The sequence below is a fragment of the Paracoccus albicereus genome (assembly GCF_024359525.1).
Taxonomy (GTDB): domain Bacteria; phylum Pseudomonadota; class Alphaproteobacteria; order Rhodobacterales; family Rhodobacteraceae; genus Paracoccus; species Paracoccus albicereus.
Window position 1 is genome coordinate 232,710 of record NZ_JAKZEU010000003.1, and the last position, 25,241, is coordinate 257,950.

At 63.7% G+C, this 25,241-nt stretch carries 33 protein-coding genes; 17 read left to right on the plus strand and 16 right to left on the minus strand.

All coding sequences use genetic code 11. From position 1 onward, the window contains the following. The first annotated feature begins 30 nt into the window (after positions 1 to 30). From ispH to MLD63_RS09970, 5 genes are all read left to right on the plus strand, one after another. Positions 31 to 987 carry a 4-hydroxy-3-methylbut-2-enyl diphosphate reductase gene (gene ispH / locus MLD63_RS09950; protein ID WP_255329750.1) on the plus strand — a complete coding sequence of 319 codons (957 nt, stop codon included), beginning with the start codon at positions 31 to 33 and terminating at the stop codon, positions 985 to 987. Positions 988 to 1,052: 65 nt separating this feature from the next. Next, positions 1,053 to 1,661, plus strand: a complete 609-nt coding sequence (locus MLD63_RS09955; protein ID WP_255329751.1) for a glutathione S-transferase family protein — start codon at positions 1,053 to 1,055, stop codon at positions 1,659 to 1,661. Further along, positions 1,658 to 2,110: a DUF3429 domain-containing protein gene (locus tag MLD63_RS09960; RefSeq protein WP_255329752.1), complete on the plus strand. Its 453-nt coding sequence runs from the start codon at positions 1,658 to 1,660 to the stop codon at positions 2,108 to 2,110. The genes MLD63_RS09955 and MLD63_RS09960 overlap by 4 nt, the downstream gene beginning before the upstream one ends. Beyond that, entirely contained in the window at positions 2,107 to 2,556 is a 450-nt protein-coding gene (rnhA, locus tag MLD63_RS09965) for a ribonuclease HI (protein WP_255329753.1), read from the plus strand. The genes MLD63_RS09960 and rnhA overlap by 4 nt, the downstream gene beginning before the upstream one ends. Next, a complete protein-coding gene (locus MLD63_RS09970; protein WP_255329754.1) occupies positions 2,553 to 3,197 on the plus strand; it encodes a trimeric intracellular cation channel family protein in 645 nt (214 codons plus the stop codon). Before rnhA ends, MLD63_RS09970 begins: the two co-directional genes overlap by 4 nt. Before the next feature lie 7 nt (positions 3,198 to 3,204). Here MLD63_RS09970 and MLD63_RS09975 read toward each other — a convergent pair whose 3' ends face one another. Both MLD63_RS09975 and MLD63_RS09980 read right to left on the minus strand, forming a co-directional pair. Further along, complete coding sequence (locus tag MLD63_RS09975) at positions 3,205 to 3,939, minus strand: MipA/OmpV family protein (protein WP_255329755.1); 735 nt, start codon at positions 3,937 to 3,939, stop codon at positions 3,205 to 3,207. A 160-nt stretch (positions 3,940 to 4,099) separates the two neighbouring features. Further along, positions 4,100 to 4,483, minus strand: coding sequence for a DUF2147 domain-containing protein (locus MLD63_RS09980; protein ID WP_255329756.1), 384 nt, complete (start codon positions 4,481 to 4,483; stop codon positions 4,100 to 4,102). Between the two features lie 138 nt (positions 4,484 to 4,621). Here MLD63_RS09980 and hisA point away from each other — a divergent pair, with 138 nt between their 5' ends. The 6 genes from hisA (at position 4,622) to aat (ending at position 9,090) form a co-directional block, all read left to right on the plus strand. Beyond that, a complete protein-coding gene (gene hisA, locus MLD63_RS09985) occupies positions 4,622 to 5,338 on the plus strand; it encodes a 1-(5-phosphoribosyl)-5-[(5-phosphoribosylamino)methylideneamino]imidazole-4-carboxamide isomerase (protein WP_255329979.1) in 717 nt (238 codons plus the stop codon). Positions 5,339 to 5,379: 41 nt separating this feature from the next. Next, on the plus strand, positions 5,380 to 6,141 hold the full coding sequence (gene hisF, locus MLD63_RS09990; protein WP_255329757.1) for an imidazole glycerol phosphate synthase subunit HisF: 762 nt from the start codon (positions 5,380 to 5,382) through the stop codon (positions 6,139 to 6,141). Beyond that, positions 6,138 to 6,449: a phosphoribosyl-ATP diphosphatase gene (locus tag MLD63_RS09995; RefSeq protein ID WP_255329758.1), complete on the plus strand. Its 312-nt coding sequence runs from the start codon at positions 6,138 to 6,140 to the stop codon at positions 6,447 to 6,449. Before hisF ends, MLD63_RS09995 begins: the two co-directional genes overlap by 4 nt. A gap of 124 nt (positions 6,450 to 6,573) precedes the next feature. Next, positions 6,574 to 7,101: an acetyl-CoA carboxylase biotin carboxyl carrier protein gene (gene accB / locus MLD63_RS10000; RefSeq protein ID WP_255329759.1), complete on the plus strand. Its 528-nt coding sequence runs from the start codon at positions 6,574 to 6,576 to the stop codon at positions 7,099 to 7,101. 8 nt (positions 7,102 to 7,109) lie between these two features. Next, the gene (accC, locus tag MLD63_RS10005; RefSeq protein ID WP_255329760.1) at positions 7,110 to 8,459 is read left to right on the plus strand and encodes an acetyl-CoA carboxylase biotin carboxylase subunit; all 1,350 of its coding nucleotides are present in this window, start codon (positions 7,110 to 7,112) and stop codon (positions 8,457 to 8,459) included. A 4-nt stretch (positions 8,460 to 8,463) separates the two neighbouring features. Beyond that, the gene (gene aat / locus MLD63_RS10010) at positions 8,464 to 9,090 is read left to right on the plus strand and encodes a leucyl/phenylalanyl-tRNA--protein transferase (RefSeq protein ID WP_507185072.1); all 627 of its coding nucleotides are present in this window, start codon (positions 8,464 to 8,466) and stop codon (positions 9,088 to 9,090) included. On the opposite strand, the gene MLD63_RS10015 is transcribed toward aat, so the two are convergent. From MLD63_RS10015 to MLD63_RS10030, 4 genes are all read right to left on the minus strand, one after another. Then, positions 9,057 to 9,425 (minus strand): DUF2155 domain-containing protein, encoded by a 369-nt coding sequence (locus MLD63_RS10015; RefSeq protein ID WP_255329762.1) that lies wholly within the window; start codon positions 9,423 to 9,425, stop codon positions 9,057 to 9,059. The two genes, aat and MLD63_RS10015, sit on opposite strands and share 34 nt — an antisense overlap. Continuing rightward, the gene (locus MLD63_RS10020; RefSeq protein ID WP_255329763.1) at positions 9,422 to 9,805 is read right to left on the minus strand and encodes an NADH:ubiquinone oxidoreductase subunit NDUFA12; all 384 of its coding nucleotides are present in this window, start codon (positions 9,803 to 9,805) and stop codon (positions 9,422 to 9,424) included. The genes MLD63_RS10015 and MLD63_RS10020 overlap by 4 nt, the downstream gene beginning before the upstream one ends. Before the next feature lie 119 nt (positions 9,806 to 9,924). Then, positions 9,925 to 11,190, minus strand: coding sequence for an ATP-dependent Clp protease ATP-binding subunit ClpX (gene clpX, locus MLD63_RS10025; protein WP_255329764.1), 1,266 nt, complete (start codon positions 11,188 to 11,190; stop codon positions 9,925 to 9,927). Positions 11,191 to 11,389: 199 nt separating this feature from the next. After that, positions 11,390 to 12,022: an ATP-dependent Clp protease proteolytic subunit gene (locus tag MLD63_RS10030; RefSeq protein ID WP_255329765.1), complete on the minus strand. Its 633-nt coding sequence runs from the start codon at positions 12,020 to 12,022 to the stop codon at positions 11,390 to 11,392. Positions 12,023 to 12,172: 150 nt separating this feature from the next. Between MLD63_RS10030 and pth the strand changes: the two genes are divergently transcribed. Genes pth through MLD63_RS10050 form a run of 4 tightly spaced genes read left to right on the plus strand, consistent with a single transcriptional unit; the run spans position 12,173 to position 14,987 of the window. Next, positions 12,173 to 12,877: an aminoacyl-tRNA hydrolase gene (gene pth / locus MLD63_RS10035; RefSeq protein ID WP_255329766.1), complete on the plus strand. Its 705-nt coding sequence runs from the start codon at positions 12,173 to 12,175 to the stop codon at positions 12,875 to 12,877. Then, on the plus strand, positions 12,874 to 13,887 hold the full coding sequence (locus MLD63_RS10040; protein ID WP_255329767.1) for a DUF2332 domain-containing protein: 1,014 nt from the start codon (positions 12,874 to 12,876) through the stop codon (positions 13,885 to 13,887). The genes pth and MLD63_RS10040 overlap by 4 nt, the downstream gene beginning before the upstream one ends. A 44-nt stretch (positions 13,888 to 13,931) precedes the next feature. Then, positions 13,932 to 14,309 carry a DUF2237 family protein gene (locus MLD63_RS10045; protein ID WP_255329768.1) on the plus strand — a complete coding sequence of 126 codons (378 nt, stop codon included), beginning with the start codon at positions 13,932 to 13,934 and terminating at the stop codon, positions 14,307 to 14,309. 15 nt (positions 14,310 to 14,324) lie between these two features. Next, on the plus strand, positions 14,325 to 14,987 hold the full coding sequence (locus tag MLD63_RS10050; RefSeq protein ID WP_255329769.1) for a DUF4893 domain-containing protein: 663 nt from the start codon (positions 14,325 to 14,327) through the stop codon (positions 14,985 to 14,987). A gap of 128 nt (positions 14,988 to 15,115) precedes the next feature. Here the strand turns inward: MLD63_RS10050 and MLD63_RS10055 are convergent, their stop codons facing one another. The 7 genes from MLD63_RS10055 to rpsA all read right to left on the minus strand — a co-directional run bounded on the left by MLD63_RS10055 (position 15,116) and on the right by rpsA (position 20,967). After that, positions 15,116 to 15,829, minus strand: coding sequence for a hypothetical protein (locus tag MLD63_RS10055; protein ID WP_255329770.1), 714 nt, complete (start codon positions 15,827 to 15,829; stop codon positions 15,116 to 15,118). Positions 15,830 to 15,937: 108 nt separating this feature from the next. Next, positions 15,938 to 17,164 (minus strand): tryptophan synthase subunit beta, encoded by a 1,227-nt coding sequence (gene trpB, locus MLD63_RS10060; protein ID WP_255329771.1) that lies wholly within the window; start codon positions 17,162 to 17,164, stop codon positions 15,938 to 15,940. A gap of 22 nt (positions 17,165 to 17,186) precedes the next feature. After that, positions 17,187 to 17,642: a GNAT family N-acetyltransferase gene (locus tag MLD63_RS10065; RefSeq protein WP_255329772.1), complete on the minus strand. Its 456-nt coding sequence runs from the start codon at positions 17,640 to 17,642 to the stop codon at positions 17,187 to 17,189. Beyond that, entirely contained in the window at positions 17,635 to 18,276 is a 642-nt protein-coding gene (locus MLD63_RS10070; protein ID WP_255329773.1) for a phosphoribosylanthranilate isomerase, read from the minus strand. The genes MLD63_RS10065 and MLD63_RS10070 overlap by 8 nt, the downstream gene beginning before the upstream one ends. Positions 18,277 to 18,280: 4 nt before the next feature. Further along, entirely contained in the window at positions 18,281 to 18,712 is a 432-nt protein-coding gene (locus tag MLD63_RS10075; RefSeq protein ID WP_255329774.1) for a LapA family protein, read from the minus strand. 54 nt (positions 18,713 to 18,766) lie between these two features. Continuing rightward, positions 18,767 to 19,051 (minus strand): integration host factor subunit beta, encoded by a 285-nt coding sequence (ihfB, locus tag MLD63_RS10080; RefSeq protein ID WP_255329775.1) that lies wholly within the window; start codon positions 19,049 to 19,051, stop codon positions 18,767 to 18,769. A gap of 212 nt (positions 19,052 to 19,263) precedes the next feature. Next, positions 19,264 to 20,967 (minus strand): 30S ribosomal protein S1, encoded by a 1,704-nt coding sequence (gene rpsA / locus MLD63_RS10085; RefSeq protein ID WP_255329776.1) that lies wholly within the window; start codon positions 20,965 to 20,967, stop codon positions 19,264 to 19,266. Between the two features lie 253 nt (positions 20,968 to 21,220). Between rpsA and MLD63_RS10090 the strand changes: the two genes are divergently transcribed. Together MLD63_RS10090 and MLD63_RS10095 are read left to right on the plus strand one after the other, a co-directional pair. Next, positions 21,221 to 21,910, plus strand: coding sequence for a hypothetical protein (locus tag MLD63_RS10090; protein WP_255329777.1), 690 nt, complete (start codon positions 21,221 to 21,223; stop codon positions 21,908 to 21,910). Next, a complete protein-coding gene (locus MLD63_RS10095; RefSeq protein WP_255329778.1) occupies positions 21,911 to 22,372 on the plus strand; it encodes a hypothetical protein in 462 nt (153 codons plus the stop codon). A gap of 4 nt (positions 22,373 to 22,376) precedes the next feature. Here MLD63_RS10095 and MLD63_RS10100 read toward each other — a convergent pair whose 3' ends face one another. From MLD63_RS10100 to tsf, 3 genes are all read right to left on the minus strand, one after another. Beyond that, on the minus strand, positions 22,377 to 22,964 hold the full coding sequence (locus tag MLD63_RS10100) for a (d)CMP kinase (RefSeq protein ID WP_255329779.1): 588 nt from the start codon (positions 22,962 to 22,964) through the stop codon (positions 22,377 to 22,379). Next, on the minus strand, positions 22,964 to 24,136 hold the full coding sequence (locus MLD63_RS10105) for an NAD(P)/FAD-dependent oxidoreductase (RefSeq protein ID WP_255329780.1): 1,173 nt from the start codon (positions 24,134 to 24,136) through the stop codon (positions 22,964 to 22,966). The genes MLD63_RS10100 and MLD63_RS10105 overlap by 1 nt, the downstream gene beginning before the upstream one ends. A gap of 141 nt (positions 24,137 to 24,277) precedes the next feature. Further along, positions 24,278 to 25,156, minus strand: a complete 879-nt coding sequence (gene tsf / locus MLD63_RS10110; RefSeq protein WP_255329781.1) for a translation elongation factor Ts — start codon at positions 25,154 to 25,156, stop codon at positions 24,278 to 24,280. Positions 25,157 to 25,241: the final 85 nt, after the last annotated feature.

A 25,241-nucleotide genomic window follows, 5' to 3' on the forward strand; every position in this document is an offset into this window, starting at 1 on the left:
TGCCATGGCAGGCGCGCTAGGCGATGGATCATGGAACAGCGTAAGCCGCCACTCACCCTTTACCTCGCCGCTCCGCGCGGTTTCTGCGCCGGGGTCGACCGGGCGATCAAGATCGTCGAGATAGCGCTCTCGAAATGGGGCGCGCCGGTCTATGTTCGCCACGAGATCGTTCACAACCGCTTCGTTGTCGACGAGCTGCGCGCCAAGGGCGCGATATTCGTCGAGGATCTGGACGAATGCCCCGATGACCGGCCGGTGATCTTCTCGGCACATGGCGTGCCCAAGGCGGTTCCGGCCGAGGCACGTCGGCGCGAGATGATCTACGTTGACGCGACCTGCCCGCTGGTCAGCAAGGTCCATATCGAGGCAGAGCGCCATCACCAGGCGGGCCTGCAACTTGTCATGATCGGCCACGAAGGTCATCCCGAGGTGCTGGGAACGATGGGCCAACTGCCGCCCGGTGAGGTGATCCTGGTCGAGACGGTCGAGGATGTGGCAACCATTGCTCCACGGGATCCGGATCGGCTGGCCTTCATCACCCAGACCACCTTGTCGGTCGATGACACCGCCGCCATCGTCGCGGCGCTGCAATCGCGTTTCCCGACGATCGTCGGCCCCGCCAAGGAAGACATCTGCTACGCAACGACCAACCGTCAGGCGGCGGTCAAGGCGATCGCGCCGTCGATCGATGCGCTGCTGGTGATCGGGGCGCCTAATTCCAGCAACTCGAAACGTCTGGTCGAGGTCGGTCGCGCCGAAGGCTGCGCCTATTCGCAGCTTGTGATGCGCGCGGATCAGATCGACTGGCGTAGCATGGACGGCGTGAAGGCCGTCGGGGTGACGGCCGGTGCAAGTGCGCCCGAGGTTCTGGTCAACGAGGTCATCGATGCGTTCCGCGCGCGTTTCGACGTCAATGTCGAAATCGTGGAGACCGCGCAGGAGAACGTCGAATTCAAGGTGCCCCGCGTCCTGCGAGAACCTGCCTGACCAAACGCGGCGAGGCGAGGCGCAATCTGCTTCCCGGTTTCCAGATTTGAGCCAAGGAGAACGCGATGAGGCTCTATTCGATGCCGTCTTCCGGAAACAGCTACAAGGTGCGGCTGCTTCTGGCGCTGACTGGCCAGCGTGCCGAAACCGTCGACTGTGAATATCGCTCGGAAGCACTTGAACAGGCGAAATCCGAAGGGCGCCTGCCCTACGGAAAGGTCCCGACCCTCGAACTGGACGACGGCCGCACCCTGGGCGAATCGAATGCGATCCTGTCCTATCTGGGTGAGGGCACGCAGTTCGTTCCGCAGGATGGCTTCGACCGCGCAGAGATGCTGGGCTGGATGTTCTGGGAACAATACAACCACGAACCGGTGATTGCCGTGCGTGCTGCACTGCTGACCTATCCTGAACGGGCAGCGCAGGCGACGCCACAGCGACTGGCCGAATTGCTGGATCGCGGGCATTCGGTCCTGTCGGTGATGGAACGTCGCCTGGCCGATCGGGACTGGCTGGCCGGCGATACGCCAAGCCTCGCCGACATCTGCCTCTATGGCTACACGCACAGCGCAGGGACGCGCGGTGGCTTCGACATGGCACGTTTCCCCGCCATCGGTCGTTGGCTGGCGCGCATCGAAGCGCTTCCCGGCTTTGTCGGGCTGGATGCGCGATGATCATAGGTGATGACCGCATACGTCCGCCGCTTGCCGCGATGGTTCTTGGCGCGGCCGGACTGATTCCGTTCCTGTGGGGCGTCATCGCATTGCAGACCGGGCTTTTCACGCCAAACAGTCTGTCCGTTCGCCCTGCCATCGAAGTCTACGGCCTGATGATCTTCAGCTACATGGCAGGATGTTTCTGGCCCTTCGCCGCAAGGCTGAACGGTGCCCGCGATTACCTGTTGGCAGTGGCGCCTGTTCTCGTTCTGATCGCCATGATCGTGCCCGACTTCGTGACGCTCAATCAGGCGCTGATCCTGGGCTTCGCGGGGCTTTTGCCGATCGACTGGTACTTCACTCGGGCGGGCGCCGCGCCCACTTGGTGGATGCGCCTGCGTGTGCCGCTTTCCGCTGTGGTCATTGCGAGCCTCATCGCGATCCTTCTGACGGCGAGCCCTGCATGAGCGAACTTTACGCATGGACCGACGGAGCCTGCAGCGGCAATCCGGGACCGGGAGGCTGGGGCGTCCTGATGCGCGCAATGGCGGGCGAGACAGTTCTGAAAGAGCGCGAACTGTCGGGCGGAGAGGCTGCGACGACCAACAACCGGATGGAACTGATGGCGGCCATCGCGGCGCTTGAAGCGCTGACCCGACCAAGCGCCATCACCATCACCACCGACAGCGCCTACGTGAAGAACGGCGTGACCGGCTGGATCCACGGTTGGAAGAAGAACGGTTGGCGCACCGCGGCGAAAAAGCCGGTGAAGAACGATGATCTTTGGCAACGGCTCGACGTGGCGCAGGCCCGCCATGACGTCCGCTGGGAATGGATCAAGGGCCATGCCGGGCACGCGGAAAACGAACGCGCTGACGAACTGGCCCGCGCCGGGATGAAGCCCTTCAAATGACGATTGCGGCCAACCTGCCGGGTCTTGTCTGGGTGCTGGATTACGCGTCGGTTCTGGTCTTCGCCCTGACAGGCGCGCTTGTGGCAAGCCGACAGCAATTGGACATCGTGGGCTTCGTTTTCATGGCCGCGCTGACCGCCGTTGGCGGTGGCACGCTGCGGGACCTGCTGCTGGACCGCTACCTGGTTTTCTGGGTCGCGCGGCCATCGGTAATCGTGGTGGCGGCACTAGCGGCGGTCGTCGTGTTCTGGACCGCGCACCTTCTGGAAAGCCGCTACCGGGTGCTGTTGTGGCTCGACGCCTGTGCGCTTGCGGTTGCGGTGCCGGCGGGTGTCGGCGTGGCGCTGGCCGCCGGAGTCAGCCCGGTCATCGTGGTGATCATGGGCGTCATCACCGGCACGTTCGGCGGCCTCATGCGCGACGTGGTTGGGAACGAGGTGCCCCTGGGTCTGAAGCAGGGAGAGTTGTATCTGACCGCCGCCTTCGGCGGCGCTGTCCTTGCCGTCCTGCTGGACTGGCTGAGCGTCGGTCGGACCGAGGCGCTGCTGGCGTGTGGCATCGCCACGTTCGTCCTGCGGGCGGGCAGCCTTGGACGCGGCTGGAAGCTGCCGGTCTACAAATCGCGACCACCGCGGCGCTGAGCCGGTCCTAAAAGCCGAAGCTGAACTTGCGCACGATGCCGAGGCGGACCGAAGGTTGGTCGCGATCCTGAACGATCGGGCTGTCCGCCGCGTCGCCGATCAGGCGTCCGTATTCGACCTCGCCCAGCAATGCGGTGCTGTCGGTCAGCGCGTAACGCGCTTCCAGCTTGGCTATCGCGGTGTTGAAGCCGCCGCCGGGGCTGTATTCGGAATATCCGCTGGCCGTTGCTTCCGAGGGCGAAACGCCGAAATAGGTTTGCGTGTATTCGTCGTCGCCATAGCCGAGCGCCAGGCCGGACCACAGCGTGAAGCGGTCGTTCACTTCCGTGCGGTACTTGGCTCCGATCGACCCGACCAGACCTTCGTGCCCGCCGAAGCCCTTGCGCAGGCTCCCGTAGGCGGTGACCGGACCGAAGCCGTAATTCACCTGTCCACCGATCTCGTAAGCACGATCGATCTGATCGAGACCAGCGAGGTCGGCATCATCATCGGGATCACGTTCGCCAATGGTGTTGAAGGACGGCGAGAACGAAAAGCCCTGCGCGTCGCCGGGCGTCGTGCCGCCGCCCAGCTGCACATTGCGCCAGATCAGCCACGGGCTGGCCTGCTGATCGTCGGCGCCGGGGAAGCTCGGGTCGACCGAAACGCCAAGACCAAGTTCGACCGAAGCCGCGCTGTCTTGCGCATTCGCCGACAGGACCGATAGCGCCACAAGGGCGGTGGAGAGCAGGACGGATTTCATTCAGGCAAACTCGCGGGCAGCAGAGAGTGGGCAGTCCTGCCTAGATCGGTGATCCCCGCACGGGATGCAAGCGCCCGAGGCGCCTGCGCGGCGTTTTTCGTTTACCTGTGGTTGCGCTGCATCGCACCGCCGCCCGCGAAGGGTGACGGCGCCGTTATCACTACTGGATGCGCGTCCAGGTCTGGCTCTTGCAGATCAGTCCGCCTGCGACACAGCCGGCGAGGTTCATTTGATTGCCAGCAACCGAAGCCTTGCCGTTATAGACCTTGCGATCTGCAGGGCGCAGGACCTTTCCCTTGTAGTTGCTCCCGCCCTGCGGGACCATTTCGGTCACGATCTGCAAGCCGATGTTCTCGCCCTTGTATTCCTCGGTGCCGCGGAAGGTCCGCGTGATCGTGCCGCAGAAGCCCGCTCCGCAGGGGACGATCTGGACATGGGCGAAAGAGCCCTCGTCGGGCTGGGTCTGCCACAGACCCTCGATCGGGTCGGCCTGGGCGCTCGCACCGGCGAGGACCAGCGCAGCGGCGATGGCGAATGCTTTCATCGGGGTCTCCCTCCCTCAAACGATCTGGCCATTTCACCGCCGGACCCGCCTGCAGGCAAGCATGACGTGAGGTCCCGCCCTTCACATGGCTGCACGCCTGTGCGACAGCAGCCCCAACGCAGAATGCGAGTGAATGATATGATCCTCTACCCTGCCATCGACCTGAAGGACGGCCAGTGCGTCCGTCTGCTGCGCGGCGACATGGAGGCCGCGACCGTCTTCGGCTCCGACCCCGCCGCGCAGGCGCGTGCCTTTGCCGAGGCCGGCGCGGAATGGCTTCACCTCGTCGATCTGAACGGCGCCTTTGCGGGCCGCCCGGTGAATGCCGACGCGGTCGCGTCGATCCTGTCAGCGGTCGACATCCCGGTGCAGCTGGGTGGCGGCATCCGCGACATGGCGACGATCGAGGATTGGCTGGATCGTGGTCTGGCCCGTGTGATCCTGGGCACGGTCGCCGTCGAGGATCCGTCCTTGGTTCGCGAAGCGGCGAACGCCTTCCCCGGAAAGATCGCGGTCGGAATCGACGCCCGCGGCGGGCGCGTCGCGACGCGTGGTTGGGCCACGGAAACGCAGGTCAAGGCCACTGACCTTGCACAGCAATTCGAAGATGCGGGTGTGGCCGCCATCATCTACACCGACATCGATCGCGACGGCGCGATGCAGGGTCCCAACATCAGCGCGACGGAGACGCTTGCGCGGTCGGTGAACGTGCCCGTCATCGCTTCGGGCGGTGTCGCCTCGCTTGCCGATCTCGACGCACTGCGCGCCACGCGGGTCATCGCCGGCGCGATTTCGGGGCGCGCGCTCTACGACGGCGCGATCGATCTGCGCGAAGCGCTGGCGGCACTGGCCTGACGGGCCTTCCCGAAGCCGGTCGCCCGCGCTATCACCCCGCCATGCTGAAAACGCGCATCATCCCCTGTCTCGACGTCGCCGATGGCCGCGTGGTCAAGGGCGTGAACTTCGTCGATCTCATCGATGCCGGCGATCCGGTCGAGGCCGCAAAGGCCTACGATGCCGCGGGTGCCGACGAGATCTGTTTTCTGGACATTCACGCGACGCACGAGAATCGTGGCACGATGTTCGATCTGGTGACCCGCACGGCAGAACAGTGCTTCGTGCCGCTGACCGTCGGCGGTGGCGTCCGCAGTCACGCCGATGTGCGGGCACTGCTTCTGGCGGGTGCCGACAAGGTCAGCTTCAACTCTGCCGCCGTTGCGAACCCCGACGTCGTGGCCGAGGCCGCCGACCGCTTTGGCAGCCAGTGCATCGTGGTGGCGATCGACGCCAAGACGGTGGCCGACGGGCGGTGGGAGATTTTCACCCATGGCGGCCGCAAGCCCACCGGCATCAATGCGGTGGACTTCGCGCGCGTTGTTGCGGCCAAGGGCGCTGGCGAAATCCTGCTGACCTCGATGGATCGCGACGGCACGCGCGCGGGCTTCAACCTCCCTTTGACCCGCGCGATCAGCGAGGCGGTGTCGATACCCGTCATCGCCTCGGGCGGGGTCGGCACACTGGATCACCTGGTCGAAGGGGTGACCAGAGGCGGCGCCAGCGCCGTGCTGGCAGCCTCTATCTTCCATTTTGGCCTCCACAGCATTGCGGAAGCCAAGGCGCATATGGCTGCGTCAGGCATTCCGATGAGGCTGACATGAGCGACGCACTGTCACGCCTGTCCGCCACGATCGATGCGAGGCGCGGTGCAGATCCGGCCAGCAGCTGGACCGCGTCATTGCTGGCCAAGGGCCCGGAAAAATGCGCCGAGAAGTTCGGCGAGGAAGCCATCGAGGCGATCATCGAAGCGGTTCGCGGGGACCGTGATCGACTGACCGCCGAAGCAGCCGACGTGATGTATCACCTTCTGGTGATGCTTGCGGCCCGCGATATCCCGCTATCGGACGTGCTGACCGAGCTTGAGCGGCGCGAGGGCCGGTCCGGGATCGATGAAAAGGCCGGCCGCTAGGGGCGGACCACCACTAAATGCCTGTCCAATTTGCTTTCCCTCGCGTCGGGGTCCGGTTTATAACGGGCGCAACAGCCGCGCGGATCAAGGACGCGGCAGGCAGGACCATAAGCCAGAGGACCTCATGAGCACCGATCCCGATCAGGACAAGACGCATGACAGCGACGTGGCCTTCATCCAGTCGCTCGCCGAATTGCTGAACCGGAACGATCTGAGCGACATCCAGGTCAAGCGCGAATATGGCGAGAACGACCGGCTGACGGTCAGCCTGTCCAAGCACGGCAAACCGGTGATGATGGCACAGGCCCCCGCTGCGCCCTCGCCCGCACCCGCAGCATCGAGTCCGGCAACCTCGCCCGCCACGTCGGCCCCCGGCAGCACGCCTGCCGCCGCTGGCGGTGACGACCCGGCCAGCCTGCCAGGTGTCGTGACATCGCCCATGGTCGGCACCGCCTACCTGTCGCCCGAACCCGGCGCGTCGGCTTTCGTCACCATCGGCCAGCAGGTCGAAGAGGGTGACACGCTGATGATCGTCGAGGCGATGAAGACGATGAACCACATCCCCTCGCCACGCGCCGGCACGGTCAAACGCATCCTGATCGACGATGGAAGCCCGGTCGAGTTCGGCGCCCCCCTGATGGTGGTCGAGTAGGGCCCGCCATGTTCGACAAGATCCTGATCGCCAACCGGGGCGAGATCGCGCTGCGCGTGATCCGCGCCTGCCGCGAAATGGGCATCCAAAGCGTCGCGGTCCATTCGACCGCCGATGCCGATGCGATGCATGTCCGCATGGCCGACGAATCCGTCTGTATCGGGCCGCCATCTTCGGCCTCGAGCTACCTGTCGATGCCCGCGATCATCTCTGCCTGCGAGATCACCGGCGCCCAGGCAATCCATCCGGGATACGGCTTTCTCAGCGAAAACGCGACGTTCGTGCAGATGCTGGAAGACCACGGCATCACCTTCATCGGTCCCCGCGCGGAGCATATCCGCATCATGGGCGACAAGATCACCGCGAAGGAGACCGCTAAATCTTTGGGCATTCCGGTCGTACCGGGCTCCGAAGGTGGCGGCGTGCCGGACGTCGCGGCTGCCAAGAAGATCGGCGCCGAGATCGGCTACCCGGTGATCGTCAAAGCCACGGCCGGTGGCGGTGGGCGCGGCATGAAGGTGGCCAAGGACGAGGCCGCACTGGAAAGCGCCTTCCGCACAGCGCGCGCCGAGGCAAAGGCCGCCTTCGGCAATGACGAGGTCTATATCGAGAAATACCTCGAACGACCGCGCCATATCGAAATTCAGGTCTTCGGTGATGGCAAGGGCCGCGCGGTCCATCTGGGCGAGCGCGACTGCTCGCTTCAACGCCGCCACCAGAAGGTGCTGGAGGAAGCGCCCGGTCCCGCCATCACACCCGAAGAGCGCGCCCGGATCGGCAAGATCTGCGCCGATGCCGTCGGCGAGTTGGGCTATGCCGGCGCCGGCACGATCGAGTTCCTCTACGAAGACGGCGAGTTCTACTTCATCGAGATGAACACCCGCCTGCAGGTCGAGCATCCCGTGACCGAGGCCGTCTACGACGTCGATCTGGTCCGGCAGCAGATCATGGTCGCCGCCGGGCAGGAGATGGAGTTCCGGCAGGAAGATCTGACGCCGCGCGGACACGCGATCGAGGTTCGGATCAATGCCGAAAAGATCCCCGGCTTCTCACCCTCTCCCGGCCGGATCACGCAATTTCATGCGCCGGGCGGCCTTGGGGTGCGGATCGATTCCGCGCTTTACGATGGCTACCGGATCCCGCCCTATTACGACAGCCTCATCGGAAAGCTGATCGTCCACGGCCGCGACAGGCCCGAAGCAATTGCGCGGCTGTCGCGCGCCTTGGGCGAGTTGATTGTCGACGGCGTGGATACGACCGTGCCGCTGTTCGACGACCTGCTGCAAGAGCCCGACATCCAGTCGGGCAACTACTCGATCCACTGGCTGGAGCGATGGCTGGAGCGTCGCTACGGCTGAGGGTCTGACAGCGGCCCAATTGCTGGCGGGCTACGCGCGCGGCATCTTTCCGATGGCGGAAAGCGCCGTCGACCCGCGGCTTTACTGGTTTGATCCACCGCGGCGCGGGGTGCTGCCCGTCGGCGGCATCCATGCGTCACGCTCGCTTCGCCGCGATCTGCGTCGCGGAGGCTGGTCTGCGCATCTCGATGGTAATTTCGAGCAGGTCGTCGACGCCTGCGCCGCGCGACCCGAGACCTGGATCAACGCGCCGCTAAGGGCGCTCTATTCCGATCTCCACCGTCAGGGTCACGCTGCGGCAATCGAGATCCGTCATGACGGTCAGTTCGCCGGCGGCCTGTTCGGAGTGACGGCTGGCGCGGCATTCTTCGGCGAATCGATGGTTTCAGCGCGGACCAACGGCTCAAAGATGGCGCTGATCTGGCTGTCGTCCCATTTGCGGCGCTGCGGCTTCACGCTGTTCGATGCGCAGTTCATCACCCCGCACCTTGCGCGGATGGGCGGACGTGAAATCTCGCGCCTGGACTATCGTCGGCGACTGACACAAGCGCTGGCGCTGAAAGCCGACATCCACGCGCAACGACCGCTGAGCGCAGATCAGCTTTGGCAGGAAATCACCCAGACATCGTAGCGCGGATCGTCGAGGGCCGAGAGCGCAGGGGAAGACGCGATCATCCAGCCGGAGAACAAGGTGACGTTCTGCAGCGTGTCTGTGATCGTCATCTGTGCGAAGGCATCTGAGCTGGGCGCCCCGGCCGGAAAGCGGCACTCACCCAATCTCACCTCAAGGCGGCCATAGCGCGTCGAATCGCCGACCCCAAGCACCATGTCCGTTGTCTGGCCGGACACCTTGTCCAGACCGCGCAGCAAGGCGCCGGTGGCGCGGGCCGTCTGCTGCGCCCATACCGACGCGCCCATCGTGCACGAGATCGCGACGATCAGCGCCGTGACGGCGAGGCGTTTCATTCGGGCCGCCAAGCCTCGTAATCCTGCCGGGATTTCGGATCGACACGATACAGCGAGCCCTGCGGCACGTATGCATCAGTCGTGCCGGTCAGATTGGGAAGATGGGGCTTCTCCCACGGCCTGTGGACCAACGGCGCCTTGGCAGGCGGCTCCGCCCAGGTGTGGTGCAGCCAACCATGCCATTCCGGGCTGATCCGGCTGGCTTCGGCCTCGCCGTTATAGATGACCCAGCGACGCTTGCCGGTCTTGTCCTGATAGAACAGGTTTCCCTGCTCGTCCTCGCCGACTTTGGTTCCGTGGCGCCAGGTCCAGAACTGCGTGTTGATCGTCTGGCTGTTCCACCAGGTCAGGACACGAAGCAGGGTGGATTTGAACGACATGGCGCGGACACTCCTCGGTACGTGGCCCCTGATATGCCGCAAAGGTTGGCTCGGGTCCAGAGCAGGCAGGCTCTCTTGAGGCCGCTGGCGCGATATCATCGCGCCAGCCGGACGCGACCTCAGCCTGCGCTTGCAGTGCCCTTCTTCGACTCGGCGTGGATCAGCAAAGGTTTCGCCTGAGTGTTGTCCACCGCCTCCTCGTTCACGACGACCTCCTCGACACTGTCGAGGCCGGGCAGTTCGAACATCGTATCGAGCAGGATGTCCTCCATGATCGACCGCAGCCCGCGCGCACCCGTCTTACGCATGATCGCGCGCTTGGCGATGGCGCTGAGTGCGTCGTCGGTGAAGGTGAGCTGAACGTCTTCCAGATCAAAGAGCCGTTGATACTGCTTGACCAGCGCGTTCTTGGGCTTCGTCAGGATGATGATCAGCGCCTCTTCGTCCAGATCGGTCAGCGTTGCGATCACGGGCAGACGACCCACGAACTCCGGGATCAGTCCGAACTTCAGCAGATCTTCGGGCTCAAGCTCCTTGAACAATTCACCAACGCCGCGGTCATCGTTTTCCTTGACCTCGGCGCCGAAGCCCATCGCAGTGCCCTTGTTGCGCTGCGAGATGATCCGATCGAGGCCGGCGAAGGCACCGCCACAGATGAACAGGATGTTGGTCGTATCCACCTGCAGGAATTCCTGCTGGGGATGCTTCCGTCCGCCCTGCGGTGGAACGGACGCGACCGTCCCCTCCATGATCTTCAGCAATGCCTGCTGCACGCCCTCGCCCGAAACGTCACGGGTAATCGAGGGGTTGTCAGACTTGCGGGTGATCTTGTCGACCTCGTCGATGTAGACGATGCCGCGCTGCGCGCGTTCGACATTGTATTCGCTGGCCTGAAGCAGCTTCAGGATGATGTTCTCGACATCTTCACCGACATAGCCGGCTTCCGTCAACGTGGTCGCGTCGGCCATGGTGAAGGGAACGTCCAGAATCCGGGCCAGAGTTTGTGCCAGCAGCGTCTTGCCGCAACCCGTCGGCCCGATCAGAAGGATGTTCGACTTCGCCAGCTCAATGTCGGATTTCGAGGAATTGTTCAGGCGCTTGTAATGGTTGTGGACCGCGACGGAGAGCACGCGCTTGGCGTGTTCCTGCCCGATCACGTAATCGTCCAGCACGCCACAGATTTCGCGCGGGGTCGGGACGCCTTCGCCGGACTTCAGGCTCGAGGACTTCGTTTCCTCGCGGATGATGTCCATGCACAATTCGACGCATTCGTCGCAGATGAACACGGTCGGTCCCGCGATCAGCTTGCGCACCTCATGCTGGCTCTTGCCGCAGAAGCTGCAGTAGAGCGTGTTCTTGCTGTCCGTGCCCGACTGGTTCGCCATCGTCCGCTTCCTTCGCATTGGCATTCCGGCGCAAAGCTGGCGGCATCGCGGGTGATGCCAGAGCGCCGGGCCTTCGCCCGCGTATCAGCGCCGGACCGCCTGTCGTCCCGGCGCCGCCCGGCTCATGTTAGGGTTCGGGGCGAAGCGCCACAATCCCCCAATTTTCCTGCCCCTGACTTCGCCGCGGCGCAGATTTGCCCTACTTCTTCTCGGCCTCGGCCTTGCCGCGAGGTGCCAGAACCTCGTCGATCAGACCCCAGTCGCGCGCCTCCTCCGGCGACATGAAGCGGTCACGCTCGAGCGCTTCCTCGACCTCTTCCAACGAGTTGCCGGTATGCTCGACATAGATCTCGTTCAGACGACGCTTCAGTTTCTCCGTTTCGCGCGCATGGATCAGGATGTCGGTCGCCTGACCCTGGAATCCGCCCGAAGGCTGGTGGACCATCACACGGCTGTTTGGCAGCGAATAGCGCATGCCCTTTTCACCCGCGCACAGAAGCAGAGAGCCCATCGAGGCCGCCTGCCCCACCACGAGGGTCGAGACACGGGGGCGGATGTACTGCATCGTGTCGTAGATCGACAGGCCCGAGGTCACGACACCGCCGGGGCTGTTGATATACATGCTGATGTCTTTCGACGGGTTCTCCGCCTCCAGAAACAGAAGCTGCGCGCTGATCAGCGTGGCCATCCCATCGTGGACCGGCCCCGAGACGAAGATGATCCGTTCCTTCAGCAGGCGCGAGAAGATGTCGTAGGCGCGTTCGCCGCGCGAGGTCTGCTCGACGACCATGGGCACGAGCGTGTTCATGTAGAATTCTGCCGGATCGCTCATCATCTTCCCTTGTGTGATTGCCGTCGCCCGATTGATTCGCCGGTCTTCACGCGACCTTCTTAGTGGCGAAAGGTTGACAGAGTCTTAGTAACGGGTGAGGTCCGCCGCAAGGTGTCGACCGAAAATGCCCCTGTCGAACGGGAGAGGAAGATGAAGCTGCTGGTCGGTCTGGGCAATCCCGGCGCGAGGTATGAAGGCAACCGCCACAACATCGGTTTCATGGCTCTGGACCGGATCGCGGAGGCGCATGGGCTTGGACCGTGGCGCAGCCGATTCCAGGGCGAGGCAGCCGAGGGCCGGCTTGGCGAGACACGCGTGATGCTGCTGAAGCCCACCACCTTCATGAACCTGTCCGGCCAGTCAGTCGGCGAGGCGATGCGTTATCTCAAGCTAACGCCCGCCGATATCATCGTCTTTCACGACGAACTCGATCTCGCGCCGGGCAAGCTGCGCGTAAAGGAGGGCGGCGGACATGCCGGCCACAATGGTCTGCGCTCGATCCATCAGCATATCGGCGAGACCTATGGCCGCGTCCGCCTAGGGATCGGCCACCCCGGCGACAAGGCGCGTGTAGCGGGTTACGTGTTATCGGATTTCGCCAAGGCCGAGCAGGATTGGCTCGACGATCTGCTGCGGGGTGTCGCGGACGGCGCACCGGCTCTGGCGGCAGGTGACGCGGGTCGGTTCCAGAACGCGGTGGCAGCACGGACATCGCCGCCACGCAACGCCAATCCGCGACCCGCGAAGGCACCGGAACCGCCGGCTTCCGCAACTCCGCACAACCGCGCCGATACTGAGGTTCCGACGCAAAGCGTCGCTGATCGGCTCCGCGCTTTGTCCGACCGCTTCCGTTGAAGCCGCGCGAAGCCTTTGCCGATCAGGCCCGGTCCTGTTGCGAGTTGGGTTCGCCTCTGACCGCGCGTATCTGCGAGCGGCTAGGCGCGGCACTTTCACCGGAACAGGGCGAAGTTGCGCGACGCATCCTTAATTGGCCGGGCGATGCGTCGAGCCGGGGCGATTCCGTGCCGCTCCGTCTCGCGGGTGCGCTGCACGGATTGGTCCTCGACGGTAGCGCGACTGCGCTGGCCGACGCTTACACCAAAGGCGATCCTGACACGAAACTTCTGGTGCAGACGATCTGTGATCATGAAGCGCAGATCCTCGATTGGCTGGATCATCCCCCGCAGACGAACGAGGTGGCGCGGTCCGCCGCCATCATCGCCGCCGCACGTTTTGCCGTGTCGCACCGGTCTTTGCCAATCGAAGCGCTCGAACTCGGCGCGAGCGCGGGCCTGAACCTCAACTTCGCACGTTGCACGCTTCTGCAGGATGGCGCGGTCTCGCTGCGACCTGACTGGCGCGGCGATCTGCCACACGGCATGTTTACCGTGACCGATGCGCGCGGGGTCGATCTTAACCCGCTCGATCCCCAACGCGACGCATTGCGGCTTCTGGCCTATTGCTGGGCGGATCAGGCTGACCGGCTGGCGAGGCTGCGTGCCGCGCTGCAGATCGCGCGGGTTCACTCACCCGAAGTCGATCGGGGTGATGCCGCTGACTGGCTCGAAGCTCAGCTGGCCAGCCCCGCTCCGGGGCGCTTGCGCTTCGTCTATCATACGGTTGCCTGGCAATACTTTCCGCCAAAGGTACAGGCGCGGTGCGAGGCGGCGCTGAACGATGCCGGTCGCCGCGCCGGTCCAACCGCGCCGCTCGCGCATTTCGCGATGGAGGCCGATGGCGGACGCGGCGCATCTCTTCATCTGCGTCTTTGGGACGGGCAGCTCAGGATTTGGTCACTGGGCCGCGCGGACTTCCACGGGCGCTGGATCGAGTGGCACCCCGTCGCAGAGTCGCCGTCCGCATGACGCACACTCTTGGCGTCGTCGCTTGCTCAGGCTAGCCTCCGCCCATGCAAGAGCCATCCCTCAACGTTCTCGGCCAACCGCTGCAAGCCTGCTCTACCGAGCCCCTGACCGGCTTCTACCGCGACGGCTGCTGCAATACCGGTCCCGAAGATCGTGGCAGCCACACCGTATGTGTCGTCCTGACCGACGAATTTCTCGCGCTGTCGAAATATCTCGGCAACGATTTGTCCACACCACGCCCCGAGTTTCGCTTCCCTGGGTTGAAGGCAGGCGATCGCTGGTGCCTGTGCGCTGCGCGCTTTTTGCAGGCGACGCAGGAATTTGCCGCGCCCAAAGTGGTGCTCGAATCGACGCACGCACGCGCTGCCGACGTCGTGCCCTTGGAACTGCTGCGATCTCACGCGCTTGACCCGTCGTCCTGAACGAAGGTTCTCACGATGCGTCTTGCGATCATACTGTCCCTCGGCCTTACAGCGCTTCCCGCTTATGCTCAGAACACACCGAGTGGCGATGAGACGGCGTCACCGGCTGCAGAGCCCGAAGGCGAAGCATGGCGCCTCATGTCGGATGGCAGGCAATTGCGGGCCGACGACACGGCGCGGCTTGAACAGCTGAACATCGGCGTCGGAGATAGTCTTTTGGCGGCATTGGCAGGTGCTGACGATGCGGACCGAGCGGTTCTGGTCGACGGGCTCAGCGGCACAGCATTGCCACCGGATCAGGCGCGCCCGCTTCTGCAGGGGGAGTGGGGCTGTCGAACGGTAAAGGTCGGGCTCGGGACATTGCCGATTGTCGTCTATCCTGAATTTCGCTGCCGGATCGACGCGCAGGGCCATTTCGAAAAGCTGACCGGTTCGCAACGGTCAAGCGGGGACATCGCGGACTGGCAGGGGCAGCTGATCTATGCCGGAACGGGCTTCGTCCAAGGCGAGACGCCTATCGCCTACGCGGAACAATGCGAAGACGTCGATACCTCACGCACCCCGCAAATGATGCCACAGGTGGGGCGGGTCGAGATAACAAGCCCTGAGACGGGTCGTATCCTGTTTCCACGGCCCTATCTGGAATCACAGCTGGACCTTCTTATCCTTCGTCGGTGACGCGCGTCTGTGAACGATCGCTTGCCTGCGGTCCGAACTCCCCCCGATTATGCAGTCAAGATCATTATAGAAAAGGCCGGGAAAGCGAGATGCTCCCCCGGCCGTAACTCGTTACTCGATGGTTTGGGTCAACCGTTGGTGCTGCCACCATCCGATTCGCCACCGGCGTCGCCGCCACTATCACCACCGGCATCGCTGCCAGCGTCGCTACCCGTATCGCCACCGGTGTCACTGCCCGCATCGCCGCCAGCATCACCACCGGTGTCGCCGCCCGTATCGCTACCGGCGTCACCGCCGGCATCATCGCCGGCGCCATCCCCAGTGTCGCCCTCGGTCCCGCCAGCGTCGTCGCCAGCACCATCATCCGATCCGTCGCCATCGGCACCTTCACCGACGTCGCCATCCGCATCGGGATCCATTTCAGCAGCCGATGCGGCGACACCGGTGTCACGATCGCCGGCGGTCTCGACTTCGCCATCGTCGCCGACCTCGTATCCGTTGATCGACATCAGACGGCCGTTCGCAACGCTGTAGACGAGCTCTATCTCTTCGCCGTCTCGGTTGGCGGTCACGGTCAGGATCGGGCCTTCACGCAGGATATAGACGTCCCCAAAGCCCTGAGCGATCAGCGTTTCCGCGATCATCTGGTCGTTGTCCATCTGCTCCATGCTGCGCGGTGCGCTGTCGCCGATGGTTCCGATCGCGGTGTCACGCTCCATCGCTGCTTCGGGCACGATGACCGTGTCGGTCGAGGTCTGAGCCATCGCCGTGGTGCCAAGAAGCGTCCCGAGCGCCACGACCTTGCCGCCGATCATCAGACTTTTCAGTGTGTTACCGAACATTGAATTTCTCCGTTCCAACGGTGTGGGGGAGAAACGCCCGATCATCGGGATGGTTCAAACCATCACGCAAAGGTCAATGTCGTGGTTAAACGCGCCGGCCGTCTGCCGTCAGGTCTGGATATCGACGCCCAGATGCTTGGCCACCGTGAAGATGTCCTTGTCGCCCCGGCCGCACATGTTCATCACGATCAGATGGTCGGCCGGAAGATCCGGTGCGATCTTCATCACATGCGCCAGAGCGTGACTGGGTTCCAGCGCCGGAATGATCCCCTCTGTCTCACAGCACAGCTGGAAGGCCTCCAAGGCTTCGGTATCGGTGATGGAAACATATTCCGCGCGCTGCTGATCCTTCAGCCAGGCATGTTCCGGGCCGATGCCGGGATAGTCGAGACCGGCGCTGATCGAATGACCTTCAAGGATCTGGCCATTCTCGTCCTGCAGCAGATAGGTCCGGTTTCCGTGCAGTACCCCGGCGCGACCGCCGGTCAGGCTGGCGCAATGCTCCATCCTGTCGTCGACACCCTTGCCGCCCGCCTCGACACCGATGATTCGGACCGATGCATCGTCAAGGAACGGGAAGAACAGCCCCATTGCGTTGGACCCGCCGCCGATGGCGGCGATGATCGTGTCGGGCAGACGGCCCTCGCGTTGAAGGATTTGTTCGCGCGCCTCCTTGCCGATGATCGACTGGAAGTCGCGGACCATCGCAGGATAGGGATGCGGTCCCGCAACCGTGCCGATGCAGTAGAAGGTGTCGCGCACGTTCGTCACCCAGTCGCGCAGCGCGTCGTTCATCGCGTCCTTCAGCGTCCCGCGTCCAGACGTCACGGGGATCACCTCGGCCCCCAGCAGCCGCATGCGGAACACGTTCGGTGCTTGCCGCTCGACATCGGTCTTGCCCATATAGACGACGCATTGCAGGCCGAACCGGGCGCAGACGGTCGCAGTCGCGACGCCGTGTTGACCGGCGCCAGTCTCGGCGATGATGCGGGTCTTGCCCATGCGGCGCGCCAGCAGGATCTGGCCCAGCACATTGTTGATCTTGTGCGCGCCGGTATGGTTCAGCTCATCGCGCTTCATGTAGATGCGCGCACCACCCAGACGTTCCGACAAGCGCTCCGCATGATACATCGGGCTGGGACGGCCGACGTAATGTGTCCAAAGATCGTTCATCTCGGCCCAGAAGCCCGGATCGGTCTTGGCGCGCTCGTATTCGGCTTCGAGCTTCAGGATCAGCGGCATCAGCGTCTCGCTGACAAAACGTCCACCGTAGATGCCGAAGCGTCCCTGCTCGTCGGGACCGTTCATGAAGCTGTTGACCAGATCGTCCGCCATGGCGCTGCCTTCCGGGTTGGGATCAGAGCGTCTTCTTATATCCGATGTGCGAGGCCGAAAAGCCCAGCCGGTCATAGAAGCGGTGCGCATCAATACGAGTCTTGTTGGTGGTCAGCTGGATCAGACGGCAGCCGGCCTCCTTCGCCCTTGTCTCGGCATCGGCCATCATCGCCTCGCCCAGTCGCCGACCACGATGCGAGGCGGCCACGCGAACGCCCTCGATCAGCGCACGGCGTGCAGCGCGTAGGGATAGACCGGTGATGAAGGTCAGCTGATAGCAACCGACAACCACGCCCTTTTCGTCCGCGACGATGATACAATTGCCGCCCTCAGCCTCCATCGCGTCGAACGCGGCGAGGTATGGCGTCATGTCGTCAGCCGTCTCGCGGCCCCGGCCGAGTTCATCGTCCGCGAGCATCGCGATGATAGCCGGAACGTCATCGCGCTTTGCCGCGCGAAATCGGATACCCTCATTCATGCGAATTGGCCGCCTTGACGAAGGCACCGATAAGATCAGCGTCTTTGACGCCAGGGGCGCTTTCGACACCCGAGGCAACATCGACCATCTTGGCGCCGGTCAGGCGTACAGCCTCGCACACGGAGTCTGGCGTCAGCCCACCTGCAAGCATCCACGGCTTCGTCGGCTTGACACCAGCCAACAGCCGCCAATCAAATCGCAGACCGTTGCCACCCGGCAGAACGGAGCCGGCAGGCGCCTTGGCATCGATCAACAGCATGTCCGCGACCAGACCGTAATCCCAAAGGGCCTGCAAATCTTCGGCGGCAGCGACGCCGACAGCCTTCATCACAGGCAAGCCCGTCGTTTTCTTGATTTCCACGACACGCTCAGGCGGCTCGGAACCGTGCAGCTGGATCACGTCCAAAGGCGCGACGGAAAGCACCGTTTGAAGCATCGCATCATCCGGGTCCACGAACAGACCGACGCGTGCAACCCCCGGCGGAACATCGCGCGAGATCGCCGCAACCTGATCTGCCTTCACGAAACGCGGCGAGCGGGGAAAGAAGTTGAACCCCAGGAAGCGCGCGCCCGCTTCGACGGCCGCAAACACAGTGCCTTGGTCGGTCAGCCCGCAGATTTTGACCTGTGCCATGGTCTCAGCGTGAAGCCGGCAGCGTCGTCCCGGGCGCCGGCGCGGGCGAAGCGATGGGGCGCGGCTTCGGCGAGGATGAAGCGCGCGCGGTCGGCCCATCAACGATGGCAAGCACCTCATCACGGGGTCCAACGTGATTGGTCCGCAGGTGGCCAACTTCCTGCTCCAATCGCGACACTTCGGCGGCCCGCTGACGTGATTCACGACGCAGATGCGCCTCGCGCAGCCATTCCCAGATGAAGCCGACGAGGACGCCGAAAGCCATAGCAAGGAAGATCACGAGGAACAGCGGCAGTGAAACCGACCACGTGCCGCCCAGATACTGCCCGAAATTGGCCGGAAATGCGCTAAGCGTCACGATCTGACGGTTTGCGAGCGCCAGAGCGATCAGAACGATAGCCAAGAGGGCAAGAAAAAGCAGGCGGATGAAGCGCATCGGTTCCCTCGTGCAGTGTCGCCGTGATGCGGCGGGTCACCCTTAATAGGTCGATCAGGCCTGCCCGTTCAACCGGTCGCGCAGCAGCTTGCCCGTCTTGAAGAACGGCACGTGCTTTTCGTCGACGTCGACCGACTCTCCCGTCCTCGGGTTGCGTCCCGTCCGCGCATCGCGGCGCTTGACGGAAAACGCGCCGAAGCCTCGCAGTTCGACCCGGTCGCCACGCTCCATCGCCCCGATGATCTCCTCGAAGACCGTATTCACGATGCGCTCGACGTCGCGGCGGAACAAATGGGTATTTTCGTCAGAAATCTTCTGGATCAATTCAGAGCGGATCATAGGCACAGTCCTGTCAGCAGGCGATCGCGATCGAAGGCGTCTAGTCGGCACAGAAACGCGATAAAAGTCATTTAGTTGCATCAAACGGCATTTCCGAAGTTGCTGCCAGTGTCCATTCAGACAGGCCGCAACCCTGCGCAACCAACAAAAAACCCCGCCCCGCAAAACGCGGGACGGGGCAATGTCGTCGACTTTGCGACAGATCGCTCGGATCACTCCTTGCGGTTCAGCGCGGCGCCCAGGATGTCGCCCAGCGAAGCACCCGAGTCCGAGCTGCCGTACTGTTCCACGGCTTCCTTTTCCTCCGCGATTTCGCGCGCCTTGATCGACAGACCCAGACGGCGGGTCTTGGTGTCGATGTTGGTGACGCGGGCATCGACCTTGTCACCGACCTGGAAGCGCTCGGGGCGCTGGTCCTGACGGTCGCGGGCCAGATCGCTGCGGCGGATGAACGACTTGACGCCGTTGTATTCCACTTCGATCCCGCCTTCCTCGATAGAGGTCACCTCGACGGTGACGATCGAGCCGCGCTTCACGCCATCGGTCGCCTCGGCCATCGCGCTGTTCTCGATGGCTTTCATCGACAGGCTGATGCGCTCTTTCTCGACGTCGACTTCCTGGACCACGGCCTTGACCATGTCGCCCTTGCGGAAGTCCTGAATGGCATCCTCGCCACGGCCTTCCCAGGTGATGTCCGACAGGTGAACCATGCCGTCGATATCGCCTTCGAGACCAACGAATAGACCGAATTCGGTGATGTTCTTGACCTCGCCTTCGATCTGGGTGCCGGCCGGATGCGTTTCCGAGAAGACTTCCCACGGATTGCGCATGGTCTGCTTCAGACCCAGCGAAACGCGGCGCTTGGCTTCGTCGATTTCCAGCACCATCACATCGACTTCCTGAGAGGTCGACACGATCTTGCCCGGATGGACGTTCTTCTTGGTCCAGCTCATTTCCGAGACGTGGACCAGACCTTCGACACCTGCTTCCAGCTCAACGAAAGCGCCGTAATCGGTGATATTGGTCACGCGGCCATGGTGAACCGAACCGACCGGGAATTTCTCGGTCACGGTATCCCACGGATCGGCCTGCAGCTGCTTCATGCCAAGGCTGATGCGGTGGCTTTCCTTGTTGATCTTGACGACCTGGACCTTGACGGTCTCACCGATCGACAGGATCTCGGACGGGTGGTTGACCCGGCGCCACGCCATGTCGGTGACGTGCAACAGGCCGTCGACACCGCCGAGATCAACGAAGGCGCCGTATTCGGTGATGTTCTTGACCACACCGTCAACGACCTGGCCTTCGGACAGGTTGGCGATGACTTCGGCGCGCTGTTCGGCGCGGCTTTCTTCCAGGATCGCGCGGCGCGAAACGACGATGTTGCCGCGACGGCGGTCCATCTTCAGGATTTGGAACGGCTGCTTCAGACCCATCAGCGGGCCGGCATCACGCACCGGACGGACATCGACCTGCGAGCCGGGCAGGAAGGCAACGGCGCCACCCAGATCGACGGTGAAGCCACCCTTGACGCGGCCGAAGATCGCGCCTTCGACGCGCTCGTCCTTGCCATGCGCCTGCTCCAGACGGTCCCATGCCTCTTCGCGGCGGGCTTTCTCACGGCTGATGCTGGCTTCGCCGCGGGCGTTCTCCACGCGGTCCAGATAGACTTCGACCTCGTCGCCGACCTTCAGGTTGGCTTCCTCGCCGGGGTTAGCGAATTCTTTCAGATCAACGCGGCCTTCCATCTTGTAGCCGACGTCAATGATGGCTTGGCCCGCTTCGATCGCGATGACCTTGCCTTTGACGACAGAACCCTCGTCGGGGGTATCGATGTCGAGGCTCTCGTTGAGCATCGCCTCGAAGTCTTCCATGCTTGCGCGTTCAGCCATGTGGCGTCTGTTCCTTTGGTTCATGTGACTGGCCGGACGGTTGGCTCCGCCGGTCTGTAGCAGTCCTTCGGGAACGCGAAAGGGTCGCGGCATAATGCCCGACCCGGTTCTTCAGCGGCCTGTTGTGGCCATGTCGTTCATCAAAGGACTTGGGCGCGCATATAGGCGGGAAAAGTGCTCTTGGCAAGCCGTCGCCCAACACGGGGCACCGCGATTGACCGGCACGATCACCCCGGCATAGCGTGTCAAAGGAAACATGTCGCGGGGACCGTATCGAATGGCGACCGAAGCCGATTTCGAGCGCGAGATCGCGGCCCTACGTGGCGGCGTCGCAGCCGCCGGTGCCGGGATGGGCTGGGACGGCGCGCTGCGGGCGCGATATACCCGTCTCATCGACCGGATGGCTCAGGATATGAAGGCTGCCGTTCGTGCTGGACGCATGACCTGGGCTCAGGCTGCGGCGCAGGCCAACGAACAGCGCAATGTCATCATGGACCTGATCCGGTCGCGTAGCACGCCCGTGGCGCGCGCGCTGGCGCAGGACATGAAAGGTCAGGGGCTGAGCCTTCAGGCGCTGCTCGACCGCAAGGCGCAGCAACTCTTCGGGCATAGCGCACGCTTCGATCAGCTCTCGGCGGGCCAGCGCGATCAGGTGTTCCGTGCGGTCGTCGAGGCCGCCGGCCGGTCGAATCCGCGAGTTAATGTGCTGATGCGCCGAGTCTCGACTGCGGGCCGGGGTCTGCTGATCCTGTCCCTGGGGATCGCGGTCTACAACGTCGCGACGGCAGAGGATCACGCCGAAGCCGCAATCGAAGAGGGCGCCATTCTGGGCGGTGGCGTCTTGGGCGGCCTTGCCGGCGGCGCGGCGGCGGGCCTGGTCTGCGGTCCGGGCGCCCTGGTCTGCTCCAGCGTCGGTGCTTTCGCCGGCGCGGTGGCGGGCGCCTTTGGCGTCAGCCTGTTTTTCTAGATGCAGATGTTACCCTTGGAAGACACCGCGTGGGCCCCGCTTCCGGGGGAGAACGCTGAAAGCCGAATTTCAGTCGGCCCCTACCATGCGACGGTTCCGGGACTCGCCCTGCGAAAGGCGTTTCAACTGGAGGCACGCGATCCGATCAGCGGCTATCTGTTCTTCACAGATGATGATTGTCCGTTCGAAGAGCGTCTTTCGATCACCTTGACCGACCAGACACTGACGATTCTTGATCGCGTCAGTTTCGGCGCACCCTATAGATCGGCCAACTTGCAAGACAGTGTGGTCGCGGGACCCGGCGCCGTCGACGTGACGATCCATCCTAATGAAAGATGGCGCCTGACTGTCCTGCCGCGGGCAGAATGGCGCCTTCCCATTCCTTCGCACGATGGCTGGCGGTGGCGCGGTTTTTCGGCGCGCCGGCATCTTCGGCTCGACCGGCTAACGCCCGCAAACTGACCGCCTAGCCCGCCAACCGAGCCTCGACTGCACCCACAGCCGCCTTGATCGCGTCCTCGATGCTCATCTCGCTGGTATCGAGCAACACCGCGTCGTCCGCGCGGATCATCGGCGCGTCGGCACGACCCGCATCGCGTGCGTCACGTTCCCGCAACTGCATCAGCATCGCATCCACATCGGCACCGAGTTCCGCCGCCCTGCGACGGGCACGGACCAGATCACTGGCGATGACGAACAGCTTCACGTCGGCCGTGGGGCAGATCACCGTTCCGATATCGCGCCCGTCGAGCACCGCGCCTGGTTCGCGAAGCGCGAAGCCGCGCTGAAAGTCCAGCAGCGCCTGCCGCACCTCTGGAATCGCAGCGACGCGGCTTGCCGCCTGACCCGCTGCGGCGGTGCGCAGATCCTTTCGGCCGAAATCAGCCTCGGCCAACGTGCGGGCCGCCTGGATCGGGTCGCCGCCCTTCACGCCTGTCGCGCGATAAAGCAGACCCGTATCCAGATGGTGGAACCCGAAGCGTTCAGCCAGCGCGCGGGCGATCGTGCCCTTGCCCGATGCGGCGGGCCCGTCGATGGCGATGGTGAAGGGCATCAGACGATATGCGCCTCGGCAAAAGGTCGGTTGTCGATCACCCTTTGCACGCCAAGAGGCGTCAGGTCCAGCGTCTGCCAGTCACCGTGAATGATCTGTTCGGCGATTCCTCGGCCTACCGCCGGGGCCTGTTGCAGTCCGTGTCCTGAAAAGCCGTTTGCGTGATAAAGATTCGAAATCAGCGGATTGCGACCCAGGATCGCGTTCTGATCCAGCCGGTTAAAATCGTACTGGCCGACCCACCAGCGCAGCACCTTGGCTTCGGCAAACCCCTCGGCACGGTGATAGAGCGCGGGCCAGACCTCATCCTCGAACAGCGCATGGTCGGGCTTGAAATCGTCGGGTGCGCTGGCCTCGTCGCTCAGCGGCACGGTTGCGGCGATCCAGCCGCCATGCTCGGGCCTTGCGTAGATGCCGGACGGGTCGATGATCAGCGGTGCGTCCGGATGGCGCGCGCGCGGCGCGTCGACGACAAAGACGGTGCGCTTGCGCGGCTCGACCGGCAGGCGCAGCGGCAATCCGTCCATCAGCGTATCGCAGACGACGCCGGCCGCATTGATGAAGGCCGCGGCTTCGATCCGCCGCCCTGACCCAAGATGCGCGGCCGTGATCTTCTCGCCGTCGCTTTCGAACCGGACCACGCGATCGGTCACGAACTCGGCGCCCGCCGCGCGTGCCGCCGCCTTCAGCCCTGAGAGGAGGCCCATATTGTCGAACCAGCCTTCGTCGCGCAGGCCGATGCTGCCCGCCTCGATGTCATCGAGATTCATCCACGGATAGCGCGATGCGATCCGGGCGCGGTCCCAGACCTCGGTGGCGGCCCCCAGCGAGCGTTGCATCGCCGCCAGCGTTTCAAGTTGCGCAGCGCCTTCGGTCGTCGATGTCAGAAACAGATAGCCATTTTCGCGCAGCCCGAGATCTGGCACCCCGCCCGCAGGTCCGGTGTGGCTGGCAAAATCGCGAATGAAGTCGATCCCGAACCGGCTGATCTGCACGTTGACCGGGTTGGTGAATTGCGACCGGATGGAGGCGACAGACAGCGCGGTCGCACTGCGCGCATAGCTCGGATCGGGCTCGACGATCGTGACGCGAAGCCCGGGCGCCAGTCGCGTCAGCCAGAATGCGCAGGACGCACCCATGACGGCACCCCCGGCTATCACCACATCGCTCATCAGCCTACCCTCACTGCCCGCGCCGATAGACGCTGCCATACGACGTCTTTGCAAGGGGTCGCGAACGCTGTGAAGGTGCTGCCTGAACGAAAAACGCCGGCCCCTGGGGGCCGGCGTTCAATATCGATCTTTGCGGAACGATCAGCTTCCCGAAAGCGTCTTGGCCACTTCGGAGGCGAAATCTTCCTGTTTCTTCTCGATCCCTTCGCCGACGGCGACACGGGCGAAACCGACGATCTTGGCGCCAGCATCCTTCGCCGCCTGTTCGACGGTCACGTCGGGGTTGATCACGAACTTCTGGCCCAGAAGCGTGACCTCCTCGAAGAACTTCTTCATCCGGCCTGCGATCATGCCCTGGATGATGTTGTCCGGCTTGCCCGATTCACGGGCCTGATCGGTCAGGACCTGCTTCTCGCGCTCGACCAGCGCAGGGTCCAGGTCATCCTGACCCAGCGAGGCGGGCGAGGTCGCCGCGACGTGCATCGCGATCTGGCGGCCGATTTCCTCGTTGCAGCCTTCCAGGCCAACCAGAACGCCGATCTTGCCCATGTTCGGGGCGGCGGCGTTGTGGACGTAGCTAACGACCAGCGGTGCCTCGACCTTGACCATCCGGCGCAGGGTCATGTTCTCGCCGATCTTCGCGATCGCGTCGGTCAGAACCTCGCTGACAGGCTTGCCGTCGACCGTGGCGTCGGCCAGCTGTTCGGTCGTGTCGACCGTCAGCGCGGCGTCAGCGATGGAAGCGACCATCTTCTGGAATTCTTCGTTCTTGGCGACGAAGTCGGTTTCCGAGTTCACCTCGACCGCAACGCCCTTGCCGTCCTTGACGGCGACGCCGACCAGACCCTCGGCGGCTACGCGGCCCGATTTCTTCGCGGCCTTCGCCAGACCCTTGGTGCGCAGCCAGTCCTGGGCGGCTTCCATGTCGCCGTCATTCTCGGTCAGCGCCTTCTTGGCGTCCATCATGCCTGCGCCGGTCGACTCGCGCAGTTCCTTCACCATCGCGGCGGTGATAGCCATGTCGTTTCTCCTTCGGATCAATGCGTCAGGCGGGGTCCTATCCCCGCCTGATGACAATTCGCTGACAGGGCCCGGACATACGGGC